The following is a 21,503-nucleotide window of genomic DNA, read 5'->3' as shown; positions in this document are numbered from 1 at the left end:
CCTGCGTGGCCGACACTCGCACTCCAACACCGCCCCCAACCCCTGCGCCGCGCCCCCCCCCCCCCCCCCGGGGGCGCCCCCGACTCGTCTCGAAGGCTTAGAAGCCTTCAGTCAGTTCGTCCATGCGACCTTCGTTGTAGTACTCAACGAAGTTCTTCGCGATGATCGAGGTGGCGTCGCCGATGGTTCCAAGCGGAGCAACCAACCAGCCACCCTGCTCTTCAACCGCAATCAGGTCGATGTCTGCGATGCCGAGCTTCTCGAGAACCGGAATGTCGTCCAGGCACATCTTCTCGCCGTAACCGCCCTCAGCCGTGAAGCACAAGCCCTCAATGGTTCCGACGCCGCCGATGCCGAGCTCGTCGATCGTGATGCGTCCCTTGCCATCGACGACCTCAGATGAGAAATCGGTCGGGTCAAATGACGGGCCGCTACCGCCCAGGTCGTCTCCGATAATCGGACCGTAGATCGACAGTACGCGGCGCTCCGGCAACGATAGCGACTTCGTGATTTCCGTCAGGTCTGCCGAGGCGATCGCGTCGGTGAGGCCGACGGCTGCGGCTTCTGGCGAGTCGTACTTGGTCGGTTCGAGAACCTTCTCGCCGAGCTTCGAGTCGTCCCAGTCAGGCGACTGCTGGAAGCCAACATCAGCCATGGTCATGAGTGCGCTGACGTACCACTGACCGTCTTCCTTGACCGAAACGACCGAGAGGTCAGAGCCGGACTCGTCGCGGAAATCAGCAGCCGTCATCGTCTGCGGGAAGTCCATCTCTTCGATGACTTCAGCGCGCTGCGACTCGATCATCTCGTCGATCTCAGACTCCGTGTAGCCGAAGTTCTCGTACTGGCCGCGCATGGAAGACTCGGTGAGCTCCATCATGAGGTCGGCGACCTTTTCTTCGTCGCCGTCGATCGTGACTGTCCACTCGGTGAGCGTGACGCGCACGATCTCCTCGGCGATCTCGTCTTCCGTCATCTCGACGTCAGCGATGTCGATCTGCATCGCGCCTTGCAGATCTTTCATGATCTCGTCGTACGAGCGTGCGTCGCCCTCGCCCTTGATCTTAGAAAGCTCAGCAAACGTGTCAGCGAAAAGTTCAGCCTCACTCGGCGCAATCGCGCCAATGGAGCCCATGACGTCGGCCGACTTTGCCGAGTCAAACAGGTTGGTCACGGCCGCCTGCGGCGAACCAGCGCCACCCGCACCACCAAAGCCACCGCTGAGCGCGACAGCACCAATGGTTCCGCCACCAATAACAAGCACGGCACCGGCCGCGATGCCCACGATGAGGCCCGTCTTCTTCTTTGGTGCCGCGGGCGCGGAACCATAGCCCTGGGTGTAACCGGGCTGTTGGCCGTAGCCGCCGGGCTGACCGGGCTGGCCAGCGAACTGCGGCTGCGTAGGCTGCGCACCATACTGCGGCTGCGCGGGCTGGCCCTGGTACTGCGGCTGGGCCGGAGCGGCCGGCTGCTGCGGGTAGGTGGGCTGGGCCGTCTGCCCCGGAACCACGGGCTGAGCCGGGCGGGCGGGTGCCGTGGGCTGCGCGGGCGCGGCAGGCTGCTGCGGTGCGGCGGCCTGCTGCGGTGCGGCGGCCTGCATGCGGGCGACCTGCTGGCCGGCCCAATCACGAAGCGCCGGGTAGCAGTTCGGGTGCTGCGCGATCTGGGCGGCAAGTTCCGGGTGCGAACCCGCGATCTCGGCCAGCTGCGCTGCAGTCGTATTCGGGTCATTCAAAAGAATGCGTGGATCGTTCACAGTGTCCCCCTCTGTGTGATGTATCTGTGCCGACTCTAAGCCAACGTGCGATTGCGTGGCCGAGAGCTCTCTTAAAAGAGCATGACAGATTGCTGATGGCCATTCTACGCGGTTTCAGGCACATCTGAACAACGATTGCGCCCGAAAGCCGCCGCGACGGCGCCTCCCCCCGGCGGCAAGATCACCCGCGTGCGAGGATCAATACATCATGTCTGTTGCCCCACCTCTTGACCCGTCCGCACTCCGCGCTGCCGGCGCGGTCACCGACGACGCAATCTATGAGGCGTTTGTCACATGGGTCGAAGAGACCGGCATTTCGCTGTACCCCGCGCAAGACGAAGCGGCGATCGAGCTGATGAGCGGCAACAACGTCATCTTGTCGACGCCAACCGGAACCGGAAAGTCGCTCGTAGCGATCGCCGCGCACTTCACCGCGATGGCTCGCGGGCAGCGCACGTTCTATACGGCACCTATTAAGGCGCTTGTGAGCGAGAAATTCTTCGCGCTCGTCGACATCTTCGGCGCCGAGAACGTCGGCATGGTGACCGGCGATGCGTCGGTCAACGGCGATGCCCCCATCATTTGCTGCACCGCCGAGATTCTCGCGAACATCGCCTTGCGTGGTGGTGACGAGGCCCCGGTGGGCCAAGTCGTGATGGACGAGTTCCACTTCTATGGCGACCCCGACCGCGGGTGGGCGTGGCAGGTTCCGTTGCTCACCCTGCCGCAAGCGCAGTTCTTGCTGCTGTCGGCAACACTGGGCGATGTCACAGAACTGGCCGCCGATCTATCTCGCCGCACCGGGCGCGACACCGCAGAAGTCACCGGCGTTGAGCGCCCGGTTCCGCTGCACTATTTCTACGAGACCACCCCGATCCACGAGACGATCGAGGAGTTGCTGCAAACCAACCAGGCGCCGGTGTACGTCGTGCACTTCTCGCAGGCGGCTGCCATGGAACGCGCGCAGGCGCTTTCCTCCGCCAAAATCGCGACCCGCGAGCAACGCGACGAAATCTCTGACCTCATTGGCGGGTTCCGCTTCACCACCGCGTTCGGCAAGACCCTCGGTCGACTGCTGCGCCTCGGCATCGGCGTTCACCACGCCGGCATGCTGCCGAAGTATCGCCGGCTCGTCGAGCAGCTCGCCCAGCGGGGACTGCTGCGGGTGATTTGCGGAACCGACACCCTCGGCGTCGGCATCAACGTGCCGATTCGCACGGTGCTGCTCACCGCCCTCACCAAGTTTGACGGCACCCGCATGCGCCAGCTCAACGCGCGCGAGTTTCACCAGATCGCGGGTCGTGCGGGGCGGGCCGGTTACGACACCGCCGGCACCGTTGTTGCGCAGGCGCCCGAGCATGAAACCGAGAACGCCGCGGCGCTGAAGAAGGCGGGTGATGACCCGAAGAAGCAGAAGAAGATTGTGCGCAAGAAGGCGCCAGCCGGGTTTGTGTCGTGGGGCGAGCCGTCGTTTCAGAAGTTGATTGCCAGCGAGCCGGAACCATTGACATCGCATATGCAGATCACGGCTGGCATGCTGCTGAACATTTTGGCGCGCGGTGACGGGGCACTCGACACCGTGCGCAAGCTGGTTTTTGACAATCACGAGTCACGTTCGCGCCAGTTTGAGCTGGCGCGACGCGCCCTCGGCATCTACCGCACACTGCGCGATGCCGGCGTGGTCGAGGTGGTCGATGGGCACGTGCGGCTGCGCGTTGATGTGCAGGCTAACTTTGCTCTCAACCAGCCGCTGTCACCCTATGCGCTGGCGATGTTCTCGGTGATGAGTCCCGATGATGCGGGCTATGCGCTCGACATGATTTCGGTGGTCGAAGCAACACTGGATGACCCGCGCGCGGTGCTCTCGCAGCAGGAGTTTTTGGCGCGCGGCGAGGCCATCGGCGCGATGAAGGCGGAGGGTATCGAGTACGACGAGCGCATGGAGCTCGTCGAGCAGGTCACCTACCCCAAGCCCCTCGAGGAGCTGTTGACGGCGACGTTTGAGACGTTCGCGGCCGCGCAGCCCTGGATTCGTGACTTCGAGGTGCGCCCCAAGTCCGTGGTGCGCGACATGTACGAGCGCGCAATGAGCTTCGGTGAGTATGTCGCGTTCTACAAGATCGCCCGCTCTGAGGGTGTGGTGCTGCGCTACCTCTCCGACGCGTACCGCGCGGCTCGCCAGACCATCCCAGACGAGCTCAAGACCGACGAACTGCACGACCTGATCGAATGGCTCGGCGAGCTGGTGCGCCAGGTTGACTCCTCACTGCTCGATGAGTGGGAAGAGTTGGTCTCTGGCGTCGAGAACCCGGCTGACGATGTCGTGGTTCCGCCTGCGCCTCGCCGCCTCACGACCAATACGCGTGCTTTCCGCGTGCTGGTGCGCAATGAATTGTTCCGCCGCGTGCAGTTGGCGGCGCGGGAAGACGTCGACGCGCTGGCCGAGCTTGACCCGGGCATTGGGGCAGACGGTTGGGATGACGCGCTCGACGGATACTTCGCCGAGCACGACGAAATCTTGACCGATGCCGATGCCCGCTCCAACGCCATGCTGGTGTTTGAAGGCACCGATACGCGCACCTGGACGGTGCGGCAAATCTTGCACGATCCGGCGGGCGATCACGACTGGGGTTTCACCGCGACCGTCGATCTCGATGCATCGGACGAGGCCGGAGCCGCGGTCGTCACCGTGATTTCGGTCGGGCAGCTCTAGGGGATGTCGGTCGGGCAGCTCTAGGGGATTTCGGTCGGGCAACTCTAGGGCGCCCCGCTCACGCATCACGTTCGTCCAGACAACGTTCATGCGGGCGCGCACAATGGACGCATGGGACTTTTTCAATCGCGTCCGGAAGAACCGCAAGACTGGGGCGGCCTGCCCGCCGAGCCGTACAACCCCGAGTTTGATGCCGCCCGCCTCGACAACGCGGGAGCCGTCTCCCCCGCGTTGCTTGAAGGCGGGCCGCTGGGCGGCACCGAGTCGGTGACAATCTCGTTTTCGATGGATGCGCTGGCGGCCGCGGCTACGGAGCCGGCGGGGGCGGAACCAGCCGCTGGCGACACGACGGAACCACCCGCTGGCGAAGAGCTCAACTAGGCGATACGCGCGGGGTTAGGTGCTCTCGCGCGATCTCGCGTGAGCTCAGGGTGCGTCGAACGTTCCTCCCCCGCGCGGCGTTTGCGGCGCCTTCTCCCCAGGTGAAGCTCCCTCGCTCCGTGCGCTTGCCGACGGCGCGAGGGTTGTCGCATGAAACGACACTTCTTCGTCATTGCGGCGGCACTGAGCATCGGAATCACCCTGTCAGCGTGCGGGCCCGTGCCCGCGAGCTATGACGGCGACAACGCAAATATTGAACGCGGGATTGGCAGATCCTTCGTTAAGAACGACGATTCTTAATCGAAGCGTCAAAACTGCACGACTCTTAACTCGAATTTGGGGGTTGTGTTTCTCTCGAAGAGCGCATTCTGGAGTTACATATCCGGCTAGGAGCAGATTTCCCAGCCCGTGACCACGCCGGTCACGTCACATCGAAGACGATGAGAATTCGAGGAAACATCATGATGGTTAGCACCGAAACCTTTGACGCAGACGCCATGGACTTCGCGGAGATCCCCGCGTGGTTCGACCGTCACCCCTCACAGGCCGAGGGCGACGACATCTAAGTAGCCCCAGCAGCTCCGAGGCGTCAGCACTTCGTGCTGGCGCCTCTCGCTTTTCTCACCCCAGCCCGCGAAACACATTCTGGTCGGCGAAACCCCACCGCGCCGCATGTGTCTCGCCGACCAGAATGTGTTTCGGGAAGGTTTGTCTGGTTCCGCTCCCGCCGGGGCGGGGCGGAACCAGGCTGCCCGCGGGGCTGCCGGCTACCAGGCGTGGGGCTTGTAGTCCTTGAGGAAGACGCCGTAGAGGTCTTCGCCGGCTTCGCCTCGCACGATCGGGTCGTATACGCGGGCGGCGCCGTCCACCAGGTCGAGTGGGGCGTGAAAGCCCTCTTCTGCGAGGCGCAGCTTCGTGTAGTGCGGGCGCTCGTCGGTGATCCATCCGGTGTCAACGGCGGTCATCAGAATGTTGTCGGTCTCAAACATTTCGCCGGCGCTGGTGCGCGTGAGCATGTTGAGCGCAGCCTTGGCCATATTGGTATGCGGGTGGCCCGGCCCCTTGTAGCGGCGGGCAAACTGACCCTCCATGGCCGAGACGTTCACGATGTAGGCGCGACCAGCCTCGACGGCAGACATCGACGGGCGCAGGCGATTGATCAGAATGAACGGCGCCGTGGTGTTGCACAACTGCACTTCGAGCATCTCGAGCGGGTCGATGTTGCCGACGTTCTGCACCCAGGAGTTCACGTGTTCCATGTCGGGCACGAGGCCACCGGCATCGATCGCGGTTCCGTCGCGGTGCTTTTCGATCGAGGCGGCACCGGCCGCCATCGATAGGCGGGTCAGCTCGTCGGCGGTAATCGCCGGCGCGCCAACAGCGACGGTTCCGCCCAGCGACGCCACCGACAGCAGCGGGTTTTCGGCAACCGAGGCCTCCAGCGCGTGCGGGTGGGGGTCGGCGGTGTGCCCGAAGGTCTCCATCTCCGGCAGCGGGCCATCGGGCAGCGGCTGCAACTCGGCGTCAACCAGCAGCGAGTACGAGCCCGGCGAGCGCCGCACCGTCTGGGCGGCGTTGTTGATCAAAATATCGAGCGGACCCTGCGCTGCAACCGAGTCGGCCAACGACATCACCTGAGCGGGGTCGCGCAGGTCAATGCCGACAATGCGCAGGCGATGCAGCCAGTCTGCCGAGTCTTCAAGCGCCTGAAAACGACGCACGGCATCACGCGGAAAACGCGTCGTGATCGTGGTGTGGGCGCCATCGCGCAGCAGACGCAACGCAATGTGCATGCCGATTTTTGCGCGCCCACCGGTGAGCAGCGCGCGCTTTCCGGTGAGGTCGGTGCGCGCGTTCCGCTTGGCATGGCTCGATGCCGCGCACTCCGGGCAGAGCTGGTGATAGAACGCATCGACGCGAGTATAGGGCTGCTTGCAGATGTAGCAGTTCTGCGGCTTGAGCAGTTCGCCTGCCGACGGCGCCTCGATCGAGGCGGTCAGCGTGATGCCGCGCGTCTCGTCGTCAATGCGGTCGGCGGCGCCGGTTGCGGTGGCCGCAATCACCGCGGCATCGGCCGCACGCTTCGCAAACTTGCGGGTGTTGCGGCGGGTCTCGCGAATGTCTTTGACCATCTCGCTCGTCGCCTTGCGCACCGTGATGTGGTCGGGGTGGTCGGCCTCAAGAAACTGCACCTGCCCCAGCACCTTCAGCGCGATGGCAAGTTCGCGAGGATCAATGCCGGTGACGGAACCATCCGTTGCCGCGGTTGCCGAAAGATCGGAGTCAGCGGGGTGGGCAAGAGAATCGTCGCGCGAGGTCACTTATCGATCTTAGGCGGCCTCGCTGTGAGGTCGGTCGGGGCGATCCCTGGCAATCCGCTGGTCGGATCGGCCGACCTCTGGGAGCGCGTAAGGCCGATCGCTACGATGGAAAAATCAAGCCGACATGAGGGGGACGCTGTGGCTGATGACAACGATTTTCTTGAGGTGATCGCGGCCGAAGTTGCCGCCGACCGCACCGACATGGCGTTGCGGGAAGACTTCATCGCGCTGCTGCTGCAGCACGATGTTGACCGCGCGGCGCATGAAATCTCGGCTTTCGAGAACGATGGCGGCGACGCCGCTCGGGTGCGCGTGATGCGAGCCCGACTGATGGCCGCCCGGTTGCGTCGGGGCGAAGAACCGAACGTTGCAGCGCAAGCGAGCGCTTCTGGCGCGCCGCACGATAAGCCCGTCCCCGCCCCCGGCGCAGACGACAGCGCCGACGACGATCTCGATCAGCCGGGGCTGTGGGATGCCGAACGCCCGAGCGTCACACTGGCCGATGTCGCGGGGCTTGCCGAGGTGAAAGAGCACCTAAACGAAACGTTTCTTGCGCCGCTGCGCAACCCCGAGATGGCAGCCGCTTTTGGGCAAAAGCCCGGCGGTTCACTGCTCATGTACGGCCCTCCCGGATGCGGCAAGACGTATATCGCGAAGGCCATCGCGGGAGACCTCGGTGCCTCGTTCATTCACGTCACCCTGGCAGATCTGCTCTCCAAGTGGTTGGGCGACAGCGAGAAGGCAATCCAGAGCATCTTTCATGATGCCCGCGCCGCCGCACCCTGCGTGATCTTCTTTGACGAGTTCGATGCGATTGGTGGGCGGCGCTCCTCCGGCGGTGGCGGCTCCCAATCCATCCGCATGATCGTGACGCAGTTGCTCGAAGAGCTCGACGGCGTGCAAAGCGTGAACGACGGTGTGTACTTCCTCGCCGCCACAAACCGGCCATGGGATATCGATCCGGCGCTTCGTCGCCCCGGTCGCATCGACAAAACCGTTGTCGTGCTGCCGCCCGATGCCATCGCCCGCGCCGCGATCCTGCAGGGCGCGTTAGAAGGAAAACCCACCGACAACGTCGATGTCACGCAAATCGCGGCGGCGACGGAGGGCTTTTCTGGTGCCGATATTGCGCAGGTCGCGAAGGTGGCCCTGCAGAAATCTCTCAGCGCCTCGATGAAGTCTGCCACCGTGGTTCCGGTCACCACCGCGGCGCTCCAAGAGGCAGCCGCAGACATCACGGCTTCAACGACCTCGTGGTTTGATCAGGTCGCGCCGGTACTGGACTACGGCATCGACGACGGAACCTTTGCACAGTTGCGCGCCTACCGCGTGAAACACGGCATGAAGTGAAGTAGCACTTGTTCGGCCATAGGGTCGGATGTGGAACGCGAGCACGTGAGGGACGCAGTGAGCTCGAAGCCGAACTTCTCTGAACGGCGCGCGATTGAGCGTGACCGCGATCTGGCGTGGGAACTCGTGGAGGTTCAACCCGAGAACCCCCGCATCGCACAGCTCGTCGGAAGCGTGTTGCAGCGTGCCCCCGGCTTCGTAAGCATGCATCTCGTGCTCGGGCGTCATCGTGAGGCCATCGGCGATATTCCCGGTGCTCGCGCCGCGTATGCCACCCTCATCAGCTCAAGCTCTGGCTCCGTCAGCGCCGCGCTTGCCAGTCTGCGCGATCTGGAGCGGCGCGAGGGTAACCTCACCGAGGCGCTCCGGCTCGCCGAACAGGTTGTGCAGCGGGAACCAGAAGACTGGCAGCAGCAAATGCAACTCGGCGTCGCCCAAATCTGGGGTCTCGATCCCGAGACCGGCTTTGATCAGCTGGACCGAGCGGTCGCGCATTGCGCGGTGGTTGATGCTCGCGCGTATCCGGATGTTCTCGCGCGGCGCGCCGCGTACCTGTTGGATGCCGGGGCGGAACCAGCACGCCTGCTGATCGCGGCGGAAGAAGCGATTACTGCCAGTCCCGCCAATGTGCAGCTCTCGACGGTGCTTGCCTTCGCCTACGCGTACCACTACCGACTGCACGAGGCTCGTGACATGCTGCTGCGGGTACTGCGAATGGATCCGACGGATGGCGCGGCAACCATGGGCATGTCGTTGGTACAGAGCCTCGTTAAGCCGCTCGACAGCGGGGATGCCACGATTCAAGATCTGCGCGATGCCGGGCTGGGCGAGTACATGTGGCGAATGCTGCGTGACTACCTCTACGGCACCGATGTGGCATCTGCTCTGGCAGCGCTCGATGCCGTGATGCCCAGCGGCCTTGCCGCATCCCTGTTGCCACCCGCGCCCGACCCTCGAGCCGCGGCGGGCGATCCGGAGATTGCCCGCTGGCATGACGGTCAGATTGCGGGTGCCGGCGGGCTCTGGCACGCCGACTCTCGGTTGCGATTGCTGTCTTCGGCGGAGATCGAAGAGCTGGACTCCACCGTTGCGGCCGAGCCTTCGGCGTGGTCGCCGTTTGCCGAGCAAGACGGCTTTTACGGGTTTGTGATGACCGACGATGCTGGCGGTTACGCCGGCACGGGCGCGGGCGGGCGCTTCGTGCAGCGCACTGCTGACGGCGACGAGCAGGTGCTGGCCGAGAACCTCGCCGACTGGCTCTGGGATCGGGTTGCCGATTTTGGCGGCGCGGATCCGCGTCCGGGCGCGGCACTGAAGAAAGGCAATCGATGAGCGATACGACGGGGCAGCTCGACGGCGACGAGACCGAACGTGACCGCACCCTGGCATGGGAGTTGTACGAATCGCAGCCAGATCACCCGATGATTGAGCAGCTGGCGCTCAGCATTCTCTCGCGCGCGCCGCAAATGACGGGGCAGATTATTCTGCTGTCGCGTCATTACCTGGAGGTCGGCCGCACCGCCGAGGCTCGCGAACTCTTGCGCGAGCTGGTCTCACGGCGAGACCGGCAGTACGTCAATGCGCTGCGTGACCTTCGCGATCTGGAATACGACGCCGAAAACAAGGTGGAGGCCATGCCCCTGGCCGAACAGGTATTGCGCGAAGCGCCGGGTGAGAAGTGGATGGATCTGTTGATGCTCGGTCAGATCGTGACATTTGCACGGTCTCGATCCGAGGGATGGAATCTGGTGGAGCAGGCGGTGGCCGAGGCTGCCAAGATGAGCCCGGAGGACTACGCCAGCGCGGTTGGCCTGCACGCGGCGCACCTACTCGATTCTGGCGCCACACCGGAGGTTTTTCTCCCCGTCGCCGAACGCGCGATTGCACTCGATCCCACCGAAACCATCCTCGCGGTCACACTCGGTTTCGCGTACCTGTACACGTATCGCCCCGAGGAGGCTGAGACGATCGCCTTGCGCGTGTTGCGTGAAGAGCCAACGTTTGAAGCCGCGCAAGTGCTCCTTAAGCTTGCGCAGGCGTTCCTGACCCCCATCCGCGTCTCCGGGGCCACGATGGATGACCTTCGGGAGGCGGGTATTGGCGAGTACGCCTGGTCATACCTGATGGAGCATCGTTACGACAGCGGTGTGAGCGCTGCGCTCGCCGCCCTCGATGAGGTCATGCCAGAGCAACTGGCCCGCACGCTGCACCCGCCACTAACCCGGGAACAGGCGCGTGCCGGCGCCGGAGAGTCGTCGATCACGGAGTGGCATAACGGGCAAGACGCCGGAACCGGTGCCCTGTGGGGTGGGGCACATCCGTTTCGCCTGCTGGCAGACGCCGAGATCGCGCAACTCGAAGCGGCGATGATCGCCGATCCCGAAACGGAACCGCTGTGGGGAGATGATGGACCTTCGTATTTGGCCGTCGTCGCGAGCGACGACGCCGGAAATTACCTGATCGTCGGGCCGGGCGGGCGCCTGTTGTGGCGCGATACTGAAGATCGCGTGTTCGCGCCGAGCTTGGCGACGTGGCTCTGGGATCTCGCCGTCGGACTGGGTGCCCACGACCCACGCCCCGGAGCCGGCCTGCACTAACACGTCACCTCGAGCCGGGGCTTTGTGCACCGATGCGACTTTTTGTGCACCCTCAAAATGTGTTAGCTTAGGCAAGCCTTACCAACGTCTGATCAAGATTCGTCGGTGGCGATCTACCCCATTCCCCTCCTCGAAGGAACGCTTATGCGCGCTTCACGCCTCGCGGGTCTCGGCCTTACCGCTGCCCTCGCCCTCAGCCTCACGGCCTGCGCCACGTCAGACACGACGACCTCCACCGCCGATGGTTCCGCGGTCGGCGCCAACCCCGCGTCTGCCGATGCTTTTCCGGTGACCATCGAGCACGTCTACGGCGAGACCACGATCGAAAAGAAGCCCGAGCGCATCGCAACGGTGGCCTGGGCGAACCACGAGGTTCCGCTCGCGCTTGGCGTCGTACCGGTGGGCATGAGCAAGGCGACGTGGGGTGACGACGACGGTGACGGCGTGCTGCCCTGGGTTGAAGACAAGCTCACCGAAATCGGGGCCGAGACCCCGGCGCTGTTCGACGAAACCGACGGCATTCCCTTCGACGACATCGCCGCGACTGAGCCCGACGTCATTCTGGCCTCATACTCCGGCCTGACCGAGGAGGACTACAAGACGCTGTCGAAGATCGCGCCGGTCGTCGCGTACCCCGACATCGCGTGGGGAACCACCTACCAGCAGATGATCGAAATGAACGCGGAGGCCATCGGCCTGGCCGACGAAGGTGACAAGCTGATCGCCGAACTCGAGAAGACGACCATCGAAGCCCTCGCGGCCGAACCCGCGCTGGCCGACGCCGCCGTCATGTTTGCGTACCTCGACATCACCGACCTCAGCAAGATCGGTTTCTACACGACGCACGACACGCGCCCCAGCTTCCTCGCTGAGCTCGGTGTTCCGCAGCCGGCGATCATCGAAGAGAAGTCGAAGGGATCGAAGGAGTTCTACGTCGAGGTGAGTGCCGAAGAGGCCGAGCTTTTCGATGACGTTGACGTCTTCGTCACCTACGGCGATGACACGACGATCGCGACACTGCAGGCAGACCCGCTGCTGTCGAAGATTCCGGCGATCGCTGCCGGTCGCGTGGCGATCCTGCCGAACGCGACGCCGCTGGCCGCGTCGGCTAACCCGTCGCCGCTGTCGATCGACTGGGGCATCACCGACTACTTCGCGCTGCTCGCGGACGCCGCCGCGAAGTGACAACCCTCGCTGCCGCGCCGATGTCGAGCACCGCGACCATGCGGCGCTCGACATCGGTGCGCATGCTGTGGTTGCTCATCAGCCTTGCCGTCGTCGCCGTGCTGTCGCTGCTGTCGGTGGCGTTCGGCGTGCGGGTGGTGACGGTTGACGAGTTGGTGAGCGCGTTGAGCGGAACCGGTGATGGCGTTGCCGAGGCTGCCATTCAGCAGCGCATTCCGCGCACCGTGCTTGCCCTGTTGGTTGGCGCAGCGCTCGCTGTTTCTGGCACGGCGATGCAGGCGGTCACTCGCAACCCGATCGCCGACCCCGGCATTCTCGGTGTGACACATGGCGCGTCTCTCGCCGTTGTCATTGGCATCGCGTTCGTTGGCATCACCCACCCCTACGCGTACATGGGCTTCGCGATTGTCGGCGCCGCAGCCGCCGCGGTCTTTGTGTACACGGTGGGCTCGCTCGGCCGGGGCGGCGCGACGCCGCTGAAGCTCGCGTTGGCGGGAGCCGCCACGACGGCGGCATTTGGTAGCCTCATCAGCGCCATCATGTTGCCGCGCGTTGACCTGCTGCAGAACTACCAGTCATGGCAGATTGGCGGCGTTGGCGGCGCCAGCTGGGAGAAAATCTCGATGCTCGCCCCGGTGCTTGCCGTTGGCGCGTTAATCTGCCTGTTCAGCGCGCGTGGCATGAACTCCCTCGCACTTGGCGATGACCTGGCAGCGGGTCTTGGCGAAAACGTTGCCAGAACGCGTTTGGTCTCCGCCCTCGGTGCCGTCATTCTTGCCGGAGCCGCCACCGCGATCGCCGGCCCCATTGGTTTTGTCGGTCTCGTGATTCCGCACTTCTGTCGCCTGCTCGTCGGCACGGATCACCGCTGGCTGGTTCCGTTTGCCGCCGTCACCGGGGCCGCGCTCCTCGTCGGCGCCGATGTGCTTGGCCGCGTGATTGCCCGGCCAGAAGAGATTGAGGTGGGAATCGTGGCCGCCATTGTGGGCGCACCATTCTTCATCTGGATTGTGCGCCGTCAGCGCGTGCGGGAGCTGTCATGACCACCAACGCGACGACCTCCCCCCACGCGCCCACAGGTTCCGGGGTGCGCTCTGATCTTTCTTCGCGGCTGCAGGCAAGCCGCCGCTCGCGCGGGCGCCAGCGCCTCACCGTGACGGTGGTGCTTGCTTCGCTCGTGGTCATCGTTTTCGTCGCCAGCCTGATGATCGGCAAGCAGTTTTACACGCCCGATGAGGTGATTCGGGTGCTGCTGGGTGAGCAGGTTCCTGGCGCCTCGTTTACGGTCGGCGAGTTGCGTCTGCCGCGCTCGGTGACGGCGATTCTGGCCGGCGCCGCATTCGCCGTGGCAGGTGTCACCTTTCAAACGATGCTGCGAAACCCGCTTGCCTCGCCCGACATCATCGGAATCGCCCCCGGCGCCTCGGCTGCCGCCGTGATTGGCATTGTGGCGCTGGGGTTGGGTGACACCGCAGTTTCACTGCTGGCCCTGGGTGGCGCGACCCTGACCGCTGGGGCGCTCTACCTTTTGTCGAACAAGGGTGGCTTTGCCGGCGCCCGCCTCATTCTGATGGGCATTGGCTTGGCGGCCATGCTCAACAGCGTGGTTTCTTACTTGCTTTCGCGTGCCGATGAGTGGGACATTCAGGCGGCCATGCGGTGGCTCACCGGCTCGCTCAACGGATCGACGTGGGAGCGAGTGTGGCCGCTGGCGGTTGCTTGGCTCGTGGTGCTGGCACTGTTCGCGCTCAACGCGCGCGGGCTCACCATGCTGATGCTCGGCGACGACTCCGCCGCGAGCCTCGGCGTGCGCATCAACACCACCCGCATCGCCCTGATCGCGGGCGCCGTCGTGCTTCTCGCGTTCGCGACCGCAACGACCGGACCCATCGCGTTTGTGGCGTTCATGGCCGGCCCCATCGCTGCGCGCCTGGTGCGCCCCGGCGGCTCGCTGCTGGTTCCGTCTGCCCTCGTCGGCGCGCTTCTGGTGATCGTGGCCGACCTGGTTGGCCAGTTCGCGTTTGACTCACGCCTGCCGGTTGGCGTTATCACCGGCGTCGTGGGCGCGCCGTACCTCATTTGGCTTCTCATTCGCACCAACCGTTCCGGAGGCTCACTGTGACCGCCGCTCATCAGTTATCGGCCAGCGCCCTCACGCTCGGCTACGGCGACCGCACCATCGTCGACGGTCTCGATGTGACCATCGCGCCCGGCGCGATCACCTCGATCGTTGGCGCCAACGGCTGCGGAAAATCCACCCTGCTGCGCGCGCTGGCTCGCCTGCTCACGCCAGCCGCTGGTTCCGTCATTCTCGATGGCGAGTCGATTCAGTCGCGTCCGACGAAAGAGGTCGCGCGGGTGCTTGGCCTGCTGCCACAGAGCCCGGTGGCGCCGGAGGGTATTGTGGTTGCCGATCTTGTTGGTCGCGGCCGTCACCCCCATCAAAAGACGCTGGCCCGCTGGACGCAGCACGACTACGACGTGGTCGCCGACGCGCTCGAAGCCACCGGCATCGCCGAGCTTGCCGAGCGTTCGGTTGACGAGCTTTCGGGTGGTCAGCGCCAGCGCGTCTGGATCGCGATGGCGCTGGCTCAAGAGACCGACATCTTGCTGCTTGATGAGCCCACCACGTTTTTGGATGTCGCGCATCAGGTCGACGTTCTTGACCTGCTGACCGACCTCTGCCGCGAGCGCGGCACCACGATCGTCATGGTGTTGCACGACCTCAACCTTGCCGCGCGCTACTCCGATGTGTTGATTGCCATGAAAGACGGGCAGATTGTGGCGAACGGAACCTCGGCTGAGGTGCTGACGTCGGCGACCGTTGAGCGCGTATTTGGCATTGCAAACCACATCACCACCGACCCGGTTTCTGGAAAGCCGATGGTCACCCCCATGGGAAGGCATCATGTCCGCTGAATCACCATCCACCGAACCTGTTGTCGTCGCCGAGCTGCCGCCCTTCGTTGTTGCCCGCGCCCAGGTCGCGGCTGTTGCGCCGCTGTCGCCGAACTATGTGCGGGTGACGTTTGCCGGTGAAGAGTTGCGTGAGTTTGCCACCCCGGGCGCGGTGTTTGACCTGCGTATCAAGCTGATTTTCCCGCCGGCCAGCGGCGTGCTTCCGCACATCACGGTGGAGGATGGCTGGTATCAGGGATGGGTGGCGTTGCCGGAGGAAGAGCGCGGCTCGATGCGCACCTATTCGATTCGCGATATTCGCGTGGTCGATGGTGAGACCGAGATTGACGTCGAATTCGTGTTGCACCTGCAGCCCGGCCTCACCGGCCCGGCGTCGACGTGGGCGTCGCAGGCCCGCGTTGGTCAAGAGCTGGTGATTGCCGGCCCCCGACGCGATCGCGATTGGGGCGGCATCGAGTTTGCTCCGGGCGTCGCTCCTGCCGTGGTGCTGGCCGGTGACGAGACGGCCGCCCCCGCTATCGCGCGCATTATCGAAGACTCCCCCACCCTGCGCGGCGTGGCGTTTATCGAGGTTCCGTCGGCCGACGACGTGCTGCCGATCGCCGCGCCCGCCGGATTCTCGGTGCGCTGGATCGCCCGCGGCGACGGCGAGGCCCACGGCACGCTGCTGATTCCCGCGGTGCTGGACTACCTCGGCACCGAGACCGAAGCGGATCTGGAGATTCGCGATGTCGAGACCGAAGACCTGCTGTGGGAGACCCCGGTGTTCTCGGGACTCGGCGAGGAGATCGCGGCGCCCGCGGGTGCCGATGGTTCCGTAGCCGACGGTTCCGCCCACGACGCTCCTGCGGAGTCTCGCTACTTCTGGATTGCCGGCGAATCGGGCGTGGTCACGACGCTGCGGCGCCATCTCGTGAAAGACCTCGGCATCGACCGCAAGCAGGTCGCGTTCATGGGCTACTGGCGCAAGGGCGTCGCGATGCGGGGTTAGGTTTCGTGGCGCCGGCTCGCGATGCGTTAGGACGCTAGGTTTGAGGCATGCGAGCAGTTGTCACGCGGGTAGTGAGCGCGTCGGTTGAGGTTGACGGAACCATCGTTGGCGAGTTGCCGGAGCCCGGGTTGCTGGCGCTCGTCGGAGTCACCCACGATGACGGCGAGGCCGAGGCGGCGAAAATCGCTCGCAAGATCTGGGATCTGCGCATCCTGCATGACGAGCAGAGCGCGTCTGACGTGGGCGCGCCAATTCTCGTGGTGAGTCAGTTCACCCTCTACGGTGATGCTCGGCGCGGGCGTCGCCCGTCGTGGACGGCGGCGTCGGGCCGGCCGCACGCGGAGCCGCTCGTTGAGCGGGTGGTTTCGCTGTTGCGCGACGCTGGCGCGCACGTTGAGACGGGCGAGTTTGGCGCCATGATGCGGGTCTCATCGGTGAATGACGGCCCGTTCACGATGCTGCTCGACACCGCGACCCTGTAGCGCTCGGGCTGGCGCTGGTAGCGTCGGCGTATGGTGAATCAACGCACGTTCGATGCCCTGCGAGTCTTTGCGGAAGAGCGCAAGTGGCAGCAGTTTCATTCGCCGTCAAACCTTGCAAAGAGCATCAGCATCGAAGCCGCCGAGCTGCTTGAGCTGTTTCAGTGGAGCGATGACGCCGATCGCGGCGAGGTGGCGGATGAGCTCGCCGATGTGCTGCACTACTGCATCGCGCTCGCCCGGGTGATGGATTTCGACCTGGACGATATTCTGCTGTCGAAGCTCGAGAAGACGCGGCTGAAGTATCCCGTGGAGCACACCCGCGGGCGCATCGCGCCGATTGAATAGTCGACGGAACCAGGTGCGCTTCGTGCGCCGTGGTTCCGGTTTCGGGGTCTAGCCGCTCAGCTGTCGCTGGTTCCGCCGGTGAGGGTTTCTCCGCATAGCGAGGCGTATTGCGACATTGCCGCGTACGTTTCGAAGTAGTCGTCTTCGAAGTCGGCGATGTCGTCGTCGCTGGTGGCCGGGTCGGCGTAGACCGCGAGAAATTCGCCGGCGTCGATGTGGCCATCGGCAATCTCGTCGATCACCTCGGTGACCTGCGGGTTGGTGACGCTGTCAGCGACGGCCACCAGCTCGGTGCCGAACGTGACGGTGAGGGTGCTGAGACCTGCGTAGTAGTCGGCCGCGCCGGCGGCGTCACGCGGGATGTCGAAGGGGTCGTCGGGGTTGAATTCGACCTGCGCGTCCGCTGCGAGCCGTGCGCTTTCCGCATCGTACTGCGTGAGCAGCCGCTCAAACTTCACCCACGACGAGGCGCAGGCGGCGTCAACCTTCTGCACCGGATCGGGAACGTTGGTCGGGGTGAGCGACTCGGGAACCGTGATGACCTTGGGGTCATCAGACCCACCCGTTTGCGATGCGACGCAGCCCGAGAGTGCGAGCATGCCGCCGACAATCACGGCTGCCGCGATCAGTTGCTTTTTCATAATGCCCCCCTGGGGATGATCGTAACGATCAACGAGGCATTTCGGCCGAGAATCCCCAGGGAGGCCGAGCGTTACGACCTCTGGCGACGCATGCGGCCGATGGTGAGCACCGCTGCACCGAGGAGAAGAAGCGCCACAGCGAACAGCCCCTGAGCGTCAGATGATCCGGTCGCGGCAAGCGGCGCGGGGGTCGCGGTCATGGTCGCGGCCGGGGTCGGCTCCGGTGTAGACGTCGGCTCGGTTGTCGGCGTGACGGTCGGCGTCGGGTCGGGAGTCACCGTCGGCTCGGGCGTCACCGTCGGCTCGGGCGTGGGTGTGGGGTTTACCACTGCGGTCACCGTGACCGACACGGTTCCGCTCGATTCGCTGTTGCGGTCGTCGCCCAGGTATCGAGCGACAACGTCGTAGGTGCCAGCGGGCAATGCGGTGGTGGCGAAGACCGCAACGCCGTCCGCGAGGTTCGCGGTGCCCAGCGTGGTTCCGTCGCGCACAAACTCGACGACGCCGCTCGGGTTATCGCCCGTGACGGTCGCGGTGAGGGTGCGGCTGGAACCGTGATCTGCGGTCGGCGAGGCCGACGCCGTCGTTGTGGTGGTGACGGGCACGACGTTCACGGTCGCCTCGCTCGACACCGCGGCGAGCACGTCGGTGGCCGCCGCCGTGGCGACGATGCGGTATTCGCCGATCGCGAGGGGCGGAACCGTAACCTCGGTGCTGCCGTCGGCTCCCGTCACGAGATTGGCAGTGAATACTTCGGCGCCGCTGTCGGGGCCAAAGACGCTCAGGGTGAAGGCGCGCCCTTCGACGGGGGCGTCGTCAAGATCGGTGAGCGTGACACTGACCGGCAACGGTGTGACGACATCGAGGCTTGCGGGTGCTTCGACGGCGATGTTCTGTTGCAGACCCGCGATGGTGATGGTGCTGGCCGCGGAGTCAGACCCGACTGCCGTCAACCCCGCCGGCACAAAGCGCGCAGAAATCTGCTGCTCACCGGCGACGGTCGTCGGTACCGGCAACGTTGCTTGCCCGGCTACCAGCGCAACCGGGTCGCCAACGGGCGCTCCGTCGACCAGCAGCTGCACGGTTCCGTCTGCCGTCGGAGCCGGAACCGCGGCGCGAGCTGCCACAAGCGGGGCGGTGGGATCGGAGAGCGTGACGGTGGTGTCGAGGGTGAGAGTGTCGCCGACGTCTGCGGTGGTGCTGGAGGCGACCGCAGTGACGGCGCTCTGCCAGGCGAGCACGTTCACGCTCGCGGTCGTCCGCGATGCACTGTTCTGCGCGTCGCCCATGTACTCCGCGACGATCGTGTGCGGCCCCACACTGAGCAGGCTCGTGGCGAACGTCGCTTGTCCGTTGACGACCGGGGCGAGCCCGATGAGCGTACCGCCGTCGCTGAAGAAGACGACGCCGGTGTAATCGGTGCCACCGGAGAGGGTCGCGACGAAGGTTTGCAACGTGCCATGAACAGCGTCGGAGACGGGTGCGAGGGTCGTTGTGGTGGCATTTTGAGTGATGAAGAATGGCCATCCCGCATTGTTGGCGTGGTGGGTCGCTGACTCCCGCGCCGTCGCCGTTGCCAAGTGCTGGCCGGCCGGCAGGGTCGGCAGGATGACCCGCGCGGTTCCGCTCGCGTCGACAGTGGCGACACCGGATGCGACGACGTTGGCTGCCGGCGTCATGTCTCTGACCGAGTAGTCGACGGTGCCCGAAATGCGCGCACCGCGAGGATCGGTGAGAGTCATGCCGAGACTCGCGCCTCCGGTCGGGGTGGGCGGCTGAACGTCAAGTGCGAGAGTTTGTTGCTCGCGACTCCACGTGATGACGAACGGCACGTCGGACGCGGTAACGCTGTCATTGCCCGAGAAGGTGAGGAGGTAGATGCGTGCGCCGGGCACGGCGGGCGGCGGAACCTGAAGCCACAGCGTGTTCGACGGGGCGCCGCTGAGTCCGATGGCGCCCGAGGTAACCGCGGTGGCGCCGTCAAGAATCGCGACCGTCGCTACGCCCGCTTGGGCGGGCAAGACGTCTGATACGACGACGGATACGAGTGTGGGGGACGTAATAGTGGGCAAGGATTCGCGGCTGATAGAGAATCCAATTTGACGAGGCTCAATCCTCGAGAGAACGCTATCGCTCACGGCCGGCCCGTCAGCCGGCATCGCGGTGACGGTGACGTTCTGCCAAGCGCCGGCAGCCCGCCCTGTGGGGATCTGCCACGCCGCCTCACCGTTGGTATCGGTCACACCGAATTGAATCGTGGCCGGTAGTCGAACCCGGCGTTAGAGAACGCCAGCGAGACCCGAACTCCAGCCACCGCAGGAGTCACGCGCGCCGTGTAGGTGGTAACCGTGAACGCGGTGCGGTGCCCGAAAGTATTCGGCGAAATAATGAGGTCCACCGCCGTCACTCCGGTTGCGGCTGGGGCTGCGGCGGGGGCTGGTGCTGGCGCTGCGGCGGACGCTGGGGCTGGGGCTGCGGCAGGCGCTGGGGCGGGTTCCGTGGCGTCTGGTTCGCTGGCGTCCGTTTCGGATGCCGCCTGGGTGGCGGTTGGAGTGGGCGCTGACGTGGTTGCGGCTGGTGCTGGCTCTGCGTTTGCGGGGGCAGCGAGCGCCGGAACCAAGAGGCCCGCAGTGAGGATCGCTGTTGCTACGGCTCCCGCGAGGCTTCGAAACCAGCGTGGTCGGGTCGTTGAGGGGGCGGTGGTTTCGGGCACAGCGGCTCCAGCTTTCGAGTGAGTTGTCACGCCGCGCATCTCCCTTGCGCAACACCTCAAAGTATCGGCCGTTGTTCGAAAAGTAAATAGCGATCAGACACTAAACGTGAATAGTGTCTACGTTTCTCGCGTTGAGTGCGTTTGCTATTTTGATCTGGGCTTTTCCCGTGGGATTTCGCACACCTCTCGCGCTCAAAGTGCATCTTTTGTGCACGCCGGGCGGGCATTTGTGCGCGGGTTTTGGTGGGCGTCAGCTTTCCGCGTTCGTGGCACCATCGGCGTCCGAGGTTTCTGGCATTTGATATCCGATCAGCCAGGAGATTCCGAATCGATCGGTGACCGTGCCGTCGTAATCACCCCACGGCCGCTTCTGCAGCGGGTCGACAATGGTTCCGCCGTCGGCAAGCTGATCAAACCATTGCGTGAGCGTTCCGGGATCTGCAGTGCCGAGCAGGGAGAAGAACATCCCAGTCATGGTGACGGATGCCTCACCTGCGGCTGCGTCAGCACCCGCGAGCTCAACGGCGCCGATGACCATGCCGTGGCCGATCGCCTCGCCGGGGCCGTCTGTGCGCCCAAGCGCTTCGTAGTTGTAGAGGTGCAGCTTGCCGCCGAAGATCGCCTGGTATTGGGTGAGCGCTTCGGCCGCGTTGCCGTCGAACAAGATGTATGGGATGAGTCCGCTCATGCCGCCCAGGCTACTTCGTTGAAGGGGCGTTGAGGGAGGGGTGGAAGCCCAATGCCCAGGATGCCGCTGAGTGTTAGGACTTCGGGCCGGCCTTCCCGGGGTCGGGCGCGAATGGAGGGAGTGGAACCGACCTGGTTCCACATCGCCCCACTGCGGGCACACCTCTCCCCCTCGCTATTCCCGCTGCTCGCGGGCGCCCATCACACGCCCTGGCGGTGGGGTGGTGGGTCGCCAGTGTTGGTGGGGGTCGATCCATCGGGGTGGGCGGACGTGTGGGGTGCCGTCTCGCATGCAGATGTTCCAGCCGCTGGTGTCGAGGTAGCGGTGGTGGTGCCAGCAGAGGAGGACGCCGTTGTCGGTGTGGGTGGGGCCGCCGTGGGCGTGGTCAGTGACGTGGTGGATTTCGCACCATGCGGCGGTG

19 protein-coding genes are annotated in these 21,503 nt (G+C 64.8%); 13 read left to right on the top strand and 6 right to left on the bottom strand.

Annotation, left to right across the window (positions count from 1 at the left end):
- Positions 1-97: 97 nt before the first annotated feature.
- Positions 98-1,756 (bottom strand): variant leucine-rich repeat-containing protein, encoded by a 1,659-nt coding sequence (locus FVP60_RS09435; RefSeq protein WP_147826045.1) that lies wholly within the window; start codon positions 1,754-1,756, stop codon positions 98-100.
- Between the two features lie 208 nt (positions 1,757-1,964).
- On the opposite strand from FVP60_RS09435, the gene FVP60_RS09430 reads away from it, so the two are divergent.
- From FVP60_RS09430 to FVP60_RS13055, 3 genes are all read left to right on the top strand, one after another.
- On the top strand, positions 1,965-4,469 hold the full coding sequence (locus tag FVP60_RS09430) for a DEAD/DEAH box helicase (RefSeq protein ID WP_147826044.1): 2,505 nt from the start codon (positions 1,965-1,967) through the stop codon (positions 4,467-4,469).
- A 111-nt stretch (positions 4,470-4,580) separates the two neighbouring features.
- Positions 4,581-4,850: a hypothetical protein gene (locus FVP60_RS09425; protein WP_147826043.1), complete on the top strand. Its 270-nt coding sequence runs from the start codon at positions 4,581-4,583 to the stop codon at positions 4,848-4,850.
- A gap of 150 nt (positions 4,851-5,000) precedes the next feature.
- Positions 5,001-5,150, top strand: a complete 150-nt coding sequence (locus tag FVP60_RS13055; RefSeq protein ID WP_187240630.1) for a hypothetical protein — start codon at positions 5,001-5,003, stop codon at positions 5,148-5,150.
- 467 nt (positions 5,151-5,617) lie between these two features.
- On the opposite strand, the gene FVP60_RS09420 is transcribed toward FVP60_RS13055, so the two are convergent.
- Positions 5,618-7,171, bottom strand: coding sequence for an SDR family oxidoreductase (locus tag FVP60_RS09420; protein ID WP_147826042.1), 1,554 nt, complete (start codon positions 7,169-7,171; stop codon positions 5,618-5,620).
- Between the two features lie 138 nt (positions 7,172-7,309).
- Here FVP60_RS09420 and FVP60_RS09415 point away from each other — a divergent pair, with 138 nt between their 5' ends.
- The 10 genes from FVP60_RS09415 (at position 7,310) to FVP60_RS09370 (ending at position 17,040) form a co-directional block, all read left to right on the top strand.
- Complete coding sequence (locus FVP60_RS09415; RefSeq protein ID WP_246132551.1) at positions 7,310-8,521, top strand: ATP-binding protein; 1,212 nt, start codon at positions 7,310-7,312, stop codon at positions 8,519-8,521.
- Between the two features lie 57 nt (positions 8,522-8,578).
- Complete coding sequence (locus FVP60_RS09410) at positions 8,579-9,853, top strand: tetratricopeptide repeat protein (RefSeq protein WP_147826041.1); 1,275 nt, start codon at positions 8,579-8,581, stop codon at positions 9,851-9,853.
- Positions 9,850-11,118 (top strand): tetratricopeptide repeat protein, encoded by a 1,269-nt coding sequence (locus FVP60_RS09405; RefSeq protein ID WP_147826040.1) that lies wholly within the window; start codon positions 9,850-9,852, stop codon positions 11,116-11,118. The genes FVP60_RS09410 and FVP60_RS09405 overlap by 4 nt, the downstream gene beginning before the upstream one ends.
- A 144-nt stretch (positions 11,119-11,262) precedes the next feature.
- Positions 11,263-12,303, top strand: coding sequence for an iron-siderophore ABC transporter substrate-binding protein (locus tag FVP60_RS09400; protein ID WP_147826039.1), 1,041 nt, complete (start codon positions 11,263-11,265; stop codon positions 12,301-12,303).
- A 20-nt stretch (positions 12,304-12,323) separates the two neighbouring features.
- Positions 12,324-13,346, top strand: coding sequence for a FecCD family ABC transporter permease (locus tag FVP60_RS09395; RefSeq protein ID WP_147826257.1), 1,023 nt, complete (start codon positions 12,324-12,326; stop codon positions 13,344-13,346).
- A complete protein-coding gene (locus FVP60_RS09390) occupies positions 13,343-14,425 on the top strand; it encodes a FecCD family ABC transporter permease (RefSeq protein WP_147826038.1) in 1,083 nt (360 codons plus the stop codon). The genes FVP60_RS09395 and FVP60_RS09390 overlap by 4 nt, the downstream gene beginning before the upstream one ends.
- Positions 14,422-15,222 carry an ABC transporter ATP-binding protein gene (locus tag FVP60_RS09385; protein WP_147826037.1) on the top strand — a complete coding sequence of 267 codons (801 nt, stop codon included), beginning with the start codon at positions 14,422-14,424 and terminating at the stop codon, positions 15,220-15,222. The genes FVP60_RS09390 and FVP60_RS09385 overlap by 4 nt, the downstream gene beginning before the upstream one ends.
- Entirely contained in the window at positions 15,212-16,213 is a 1,002-nt protein-coding gene (locus FVP60_RS09380; RefSeq protein ID WP_147826036.1) for a siderophore-interacting protein, read from the top strand. Before FVP60_RS09385 ends, FVP60_RS09380 begins: the two co-directional genes overlap by 11 nt.
- A 47-nt stretch (positions 16,214-16,260) precedes the next feature.
- Positions 16,261-16,695, top strand: a complete 435-nt coding sequence (dtd, locus tag FVP60_RS09375; RefSeq protein WP_147826035.1) for a D-aminoacyl-tRNA deacylase — start codon at positions 16,261-16,263, stop codon at positions 16,693-16,695.
- A gap of 30 nt (positions 16,696-16,725) precedes the next feature.
- Positions 16,726-17,040 carry a nucleotide pyrophosphohydrolase gene (locus tag FVP60_RS09370; protein ID WP_147826034.1) on the top strand — a complete coding sequence of 105 codons (315 nt, stop codon included), beginning with the start codon at positions 16,726-16,728 and terminating at the stop codon, positions 17,038-17,040.
- A 56-nt stretch (positions 17,041-17,096) separates the two neighbouring features.
- Here the strand turns inward: FVP60_RS09370 and FVP60_RS09365 are convergent, their stop codons facing one another.
- The 4 genes from FVP60_RS09365 to FVP60_RS13150 form a co-directional block, all read right to left on the bottom strand.
- Positions 17,097-17,681 carry a hypothetical protein gene (locus FVP60_RS09365; protein ID WP_147826033.1) on the bottom strand — a complete coding sequence of 195 codons (585 nt, stop codon included), beginning with the start codon at positions 17,679-17,681 and terminating at the stop codon, positions 17,097-17,099.
- Between the two features lie 71 nt (positions 17,682-17,752).
- A complete protein-coding gene (locus tag FVP60_RS09360) occupies positions 17,753-19,924 on the bottom strand; it encodes an Ig-like domain-containing protein (RefSeq protein WP_147826032.1) in 2,172 nt (723 codons plus the stop codon).
- A 720-nt stretch (positions 19,925-20,644) separates the two neighbouring features.
- Entirely contained in the window at positions 20,645-21,082 is a 438-nt protein-coding gene (locus FVP60_RS09350; protein ID WP_147826031.1) for a VOC family protein, read from the bottom strand.
- Between the two features lie 174 nt (positions 21,083-21,256).
- Positions 21,257-21,503, bottom strand: a 247-nt coding sequence (locus FVP60_RS13150; protein WP_222705916.1) for an HNH endonuclease, incomplete at its 5' end; no start/stop codon positions are given.

It is taken from the genome of Microbacterium mitrae (assembly GCF_008017445.1).
GTDB classification, from domain to species: Bacteria; Actinomycetota; Actinomycetes; order Actinomycetales; family Microbacteriaceae; genus Microbacterium; species Microbacterium mitrae.
The sequence above is the reverse complement of the archived record's forward strand: the minus strand, read 5'-3'. Positions and strand labels throughout refer to the sequence as shown.

Excerpts from the sequence above, each read along its gene's own strand:
- FVP60_RS09365 (WP_147826033.1), bottom strand. The coding sequence starts at position 17,681 with ATGAAAAAGCAACTGATCGCGGCAGCCGTGATTGTCGGCGGCATGCTC.
- FVP60_RS09405 (WP_147826040.1), top strand. The coding sequence starts at position 9,850 with ATGAGCGATACGACGGGGCAGCTCGACGGCGACGAGACCGAACGTGAC.
- FVP60_RS09400 (WP_147826039.1), top strand. The coding sequence starts at position 11,263 with ATGCGCGCTTCACGCCTCGCGGGTCTCGGCCTTACCGCTGCCCTCGCC.
- FVP60_RS09370 (WP_147826034.1), top strand. The coding sequence starts at position 16,726 with ATGGTGAATCAACGCACGTTCGATGCCCTGCGAGTCTTTGCGGAAGAG.
- FVP60_RS09430 (WP_147826044.1), top strand. The coding sequence starts at position 1,965 with ATGTCTGTTGCCCCACCTCTTGACCCGTCCGCACTCCGCGCTGCCGGC.
- FVP60_RS09380 (WP_147826036.1), top strand. The coding sequence starts at position 15,212 with ATGTCCGCTGAATCACCATCCACCGAACCTGTTGTCGTCGCCGAGCTG.
- dtd (WP_147826035.1), top strand. The coding sequence starts at position 16,261 with ATGCGAGCAGTTGTCACGCGGGTAGTGAGCGCGTCGGTTGAGGTTGAC.
- FVP60_RS09390 (WP_147826038.1), top strand. The coding sequence starts at position 13,343 with ATGACCACCAACGCGACGACCTCCCCCCACGCGCCCACAGGTTCCGGG.
- FVP60_RS09350 (WP_147826031.1), bottom strand. The coding sequence starts at position 21,082 with ATGAGCGGACTCATCCCATACATCTTGTTCGACGGCAACGCGGCCGAA.
- FVP60_RS09425 (WP_147826043.1), top strand. The coding sequence starts at position 4,581 with ATGGGACTTTTTCAATCGCGTCCGGAAGAACCGCAAGACTGGGGCGGC.
- FVP60_RS09395 (WP_147826257.1), top strand. The coding sequence starts at position 12,324 with ATGTCGAGCACCGCGACCATGCGGCGCTCGACATCGGTGCGCATGCTG.
- FVP60_RS13055 (WP_187240630.1), top strand. The coding sequence starts at position 5,001 with ATGAAACGACACTTCTTCGTCATTGCGGCGGCACTGAGCATCGGAATC.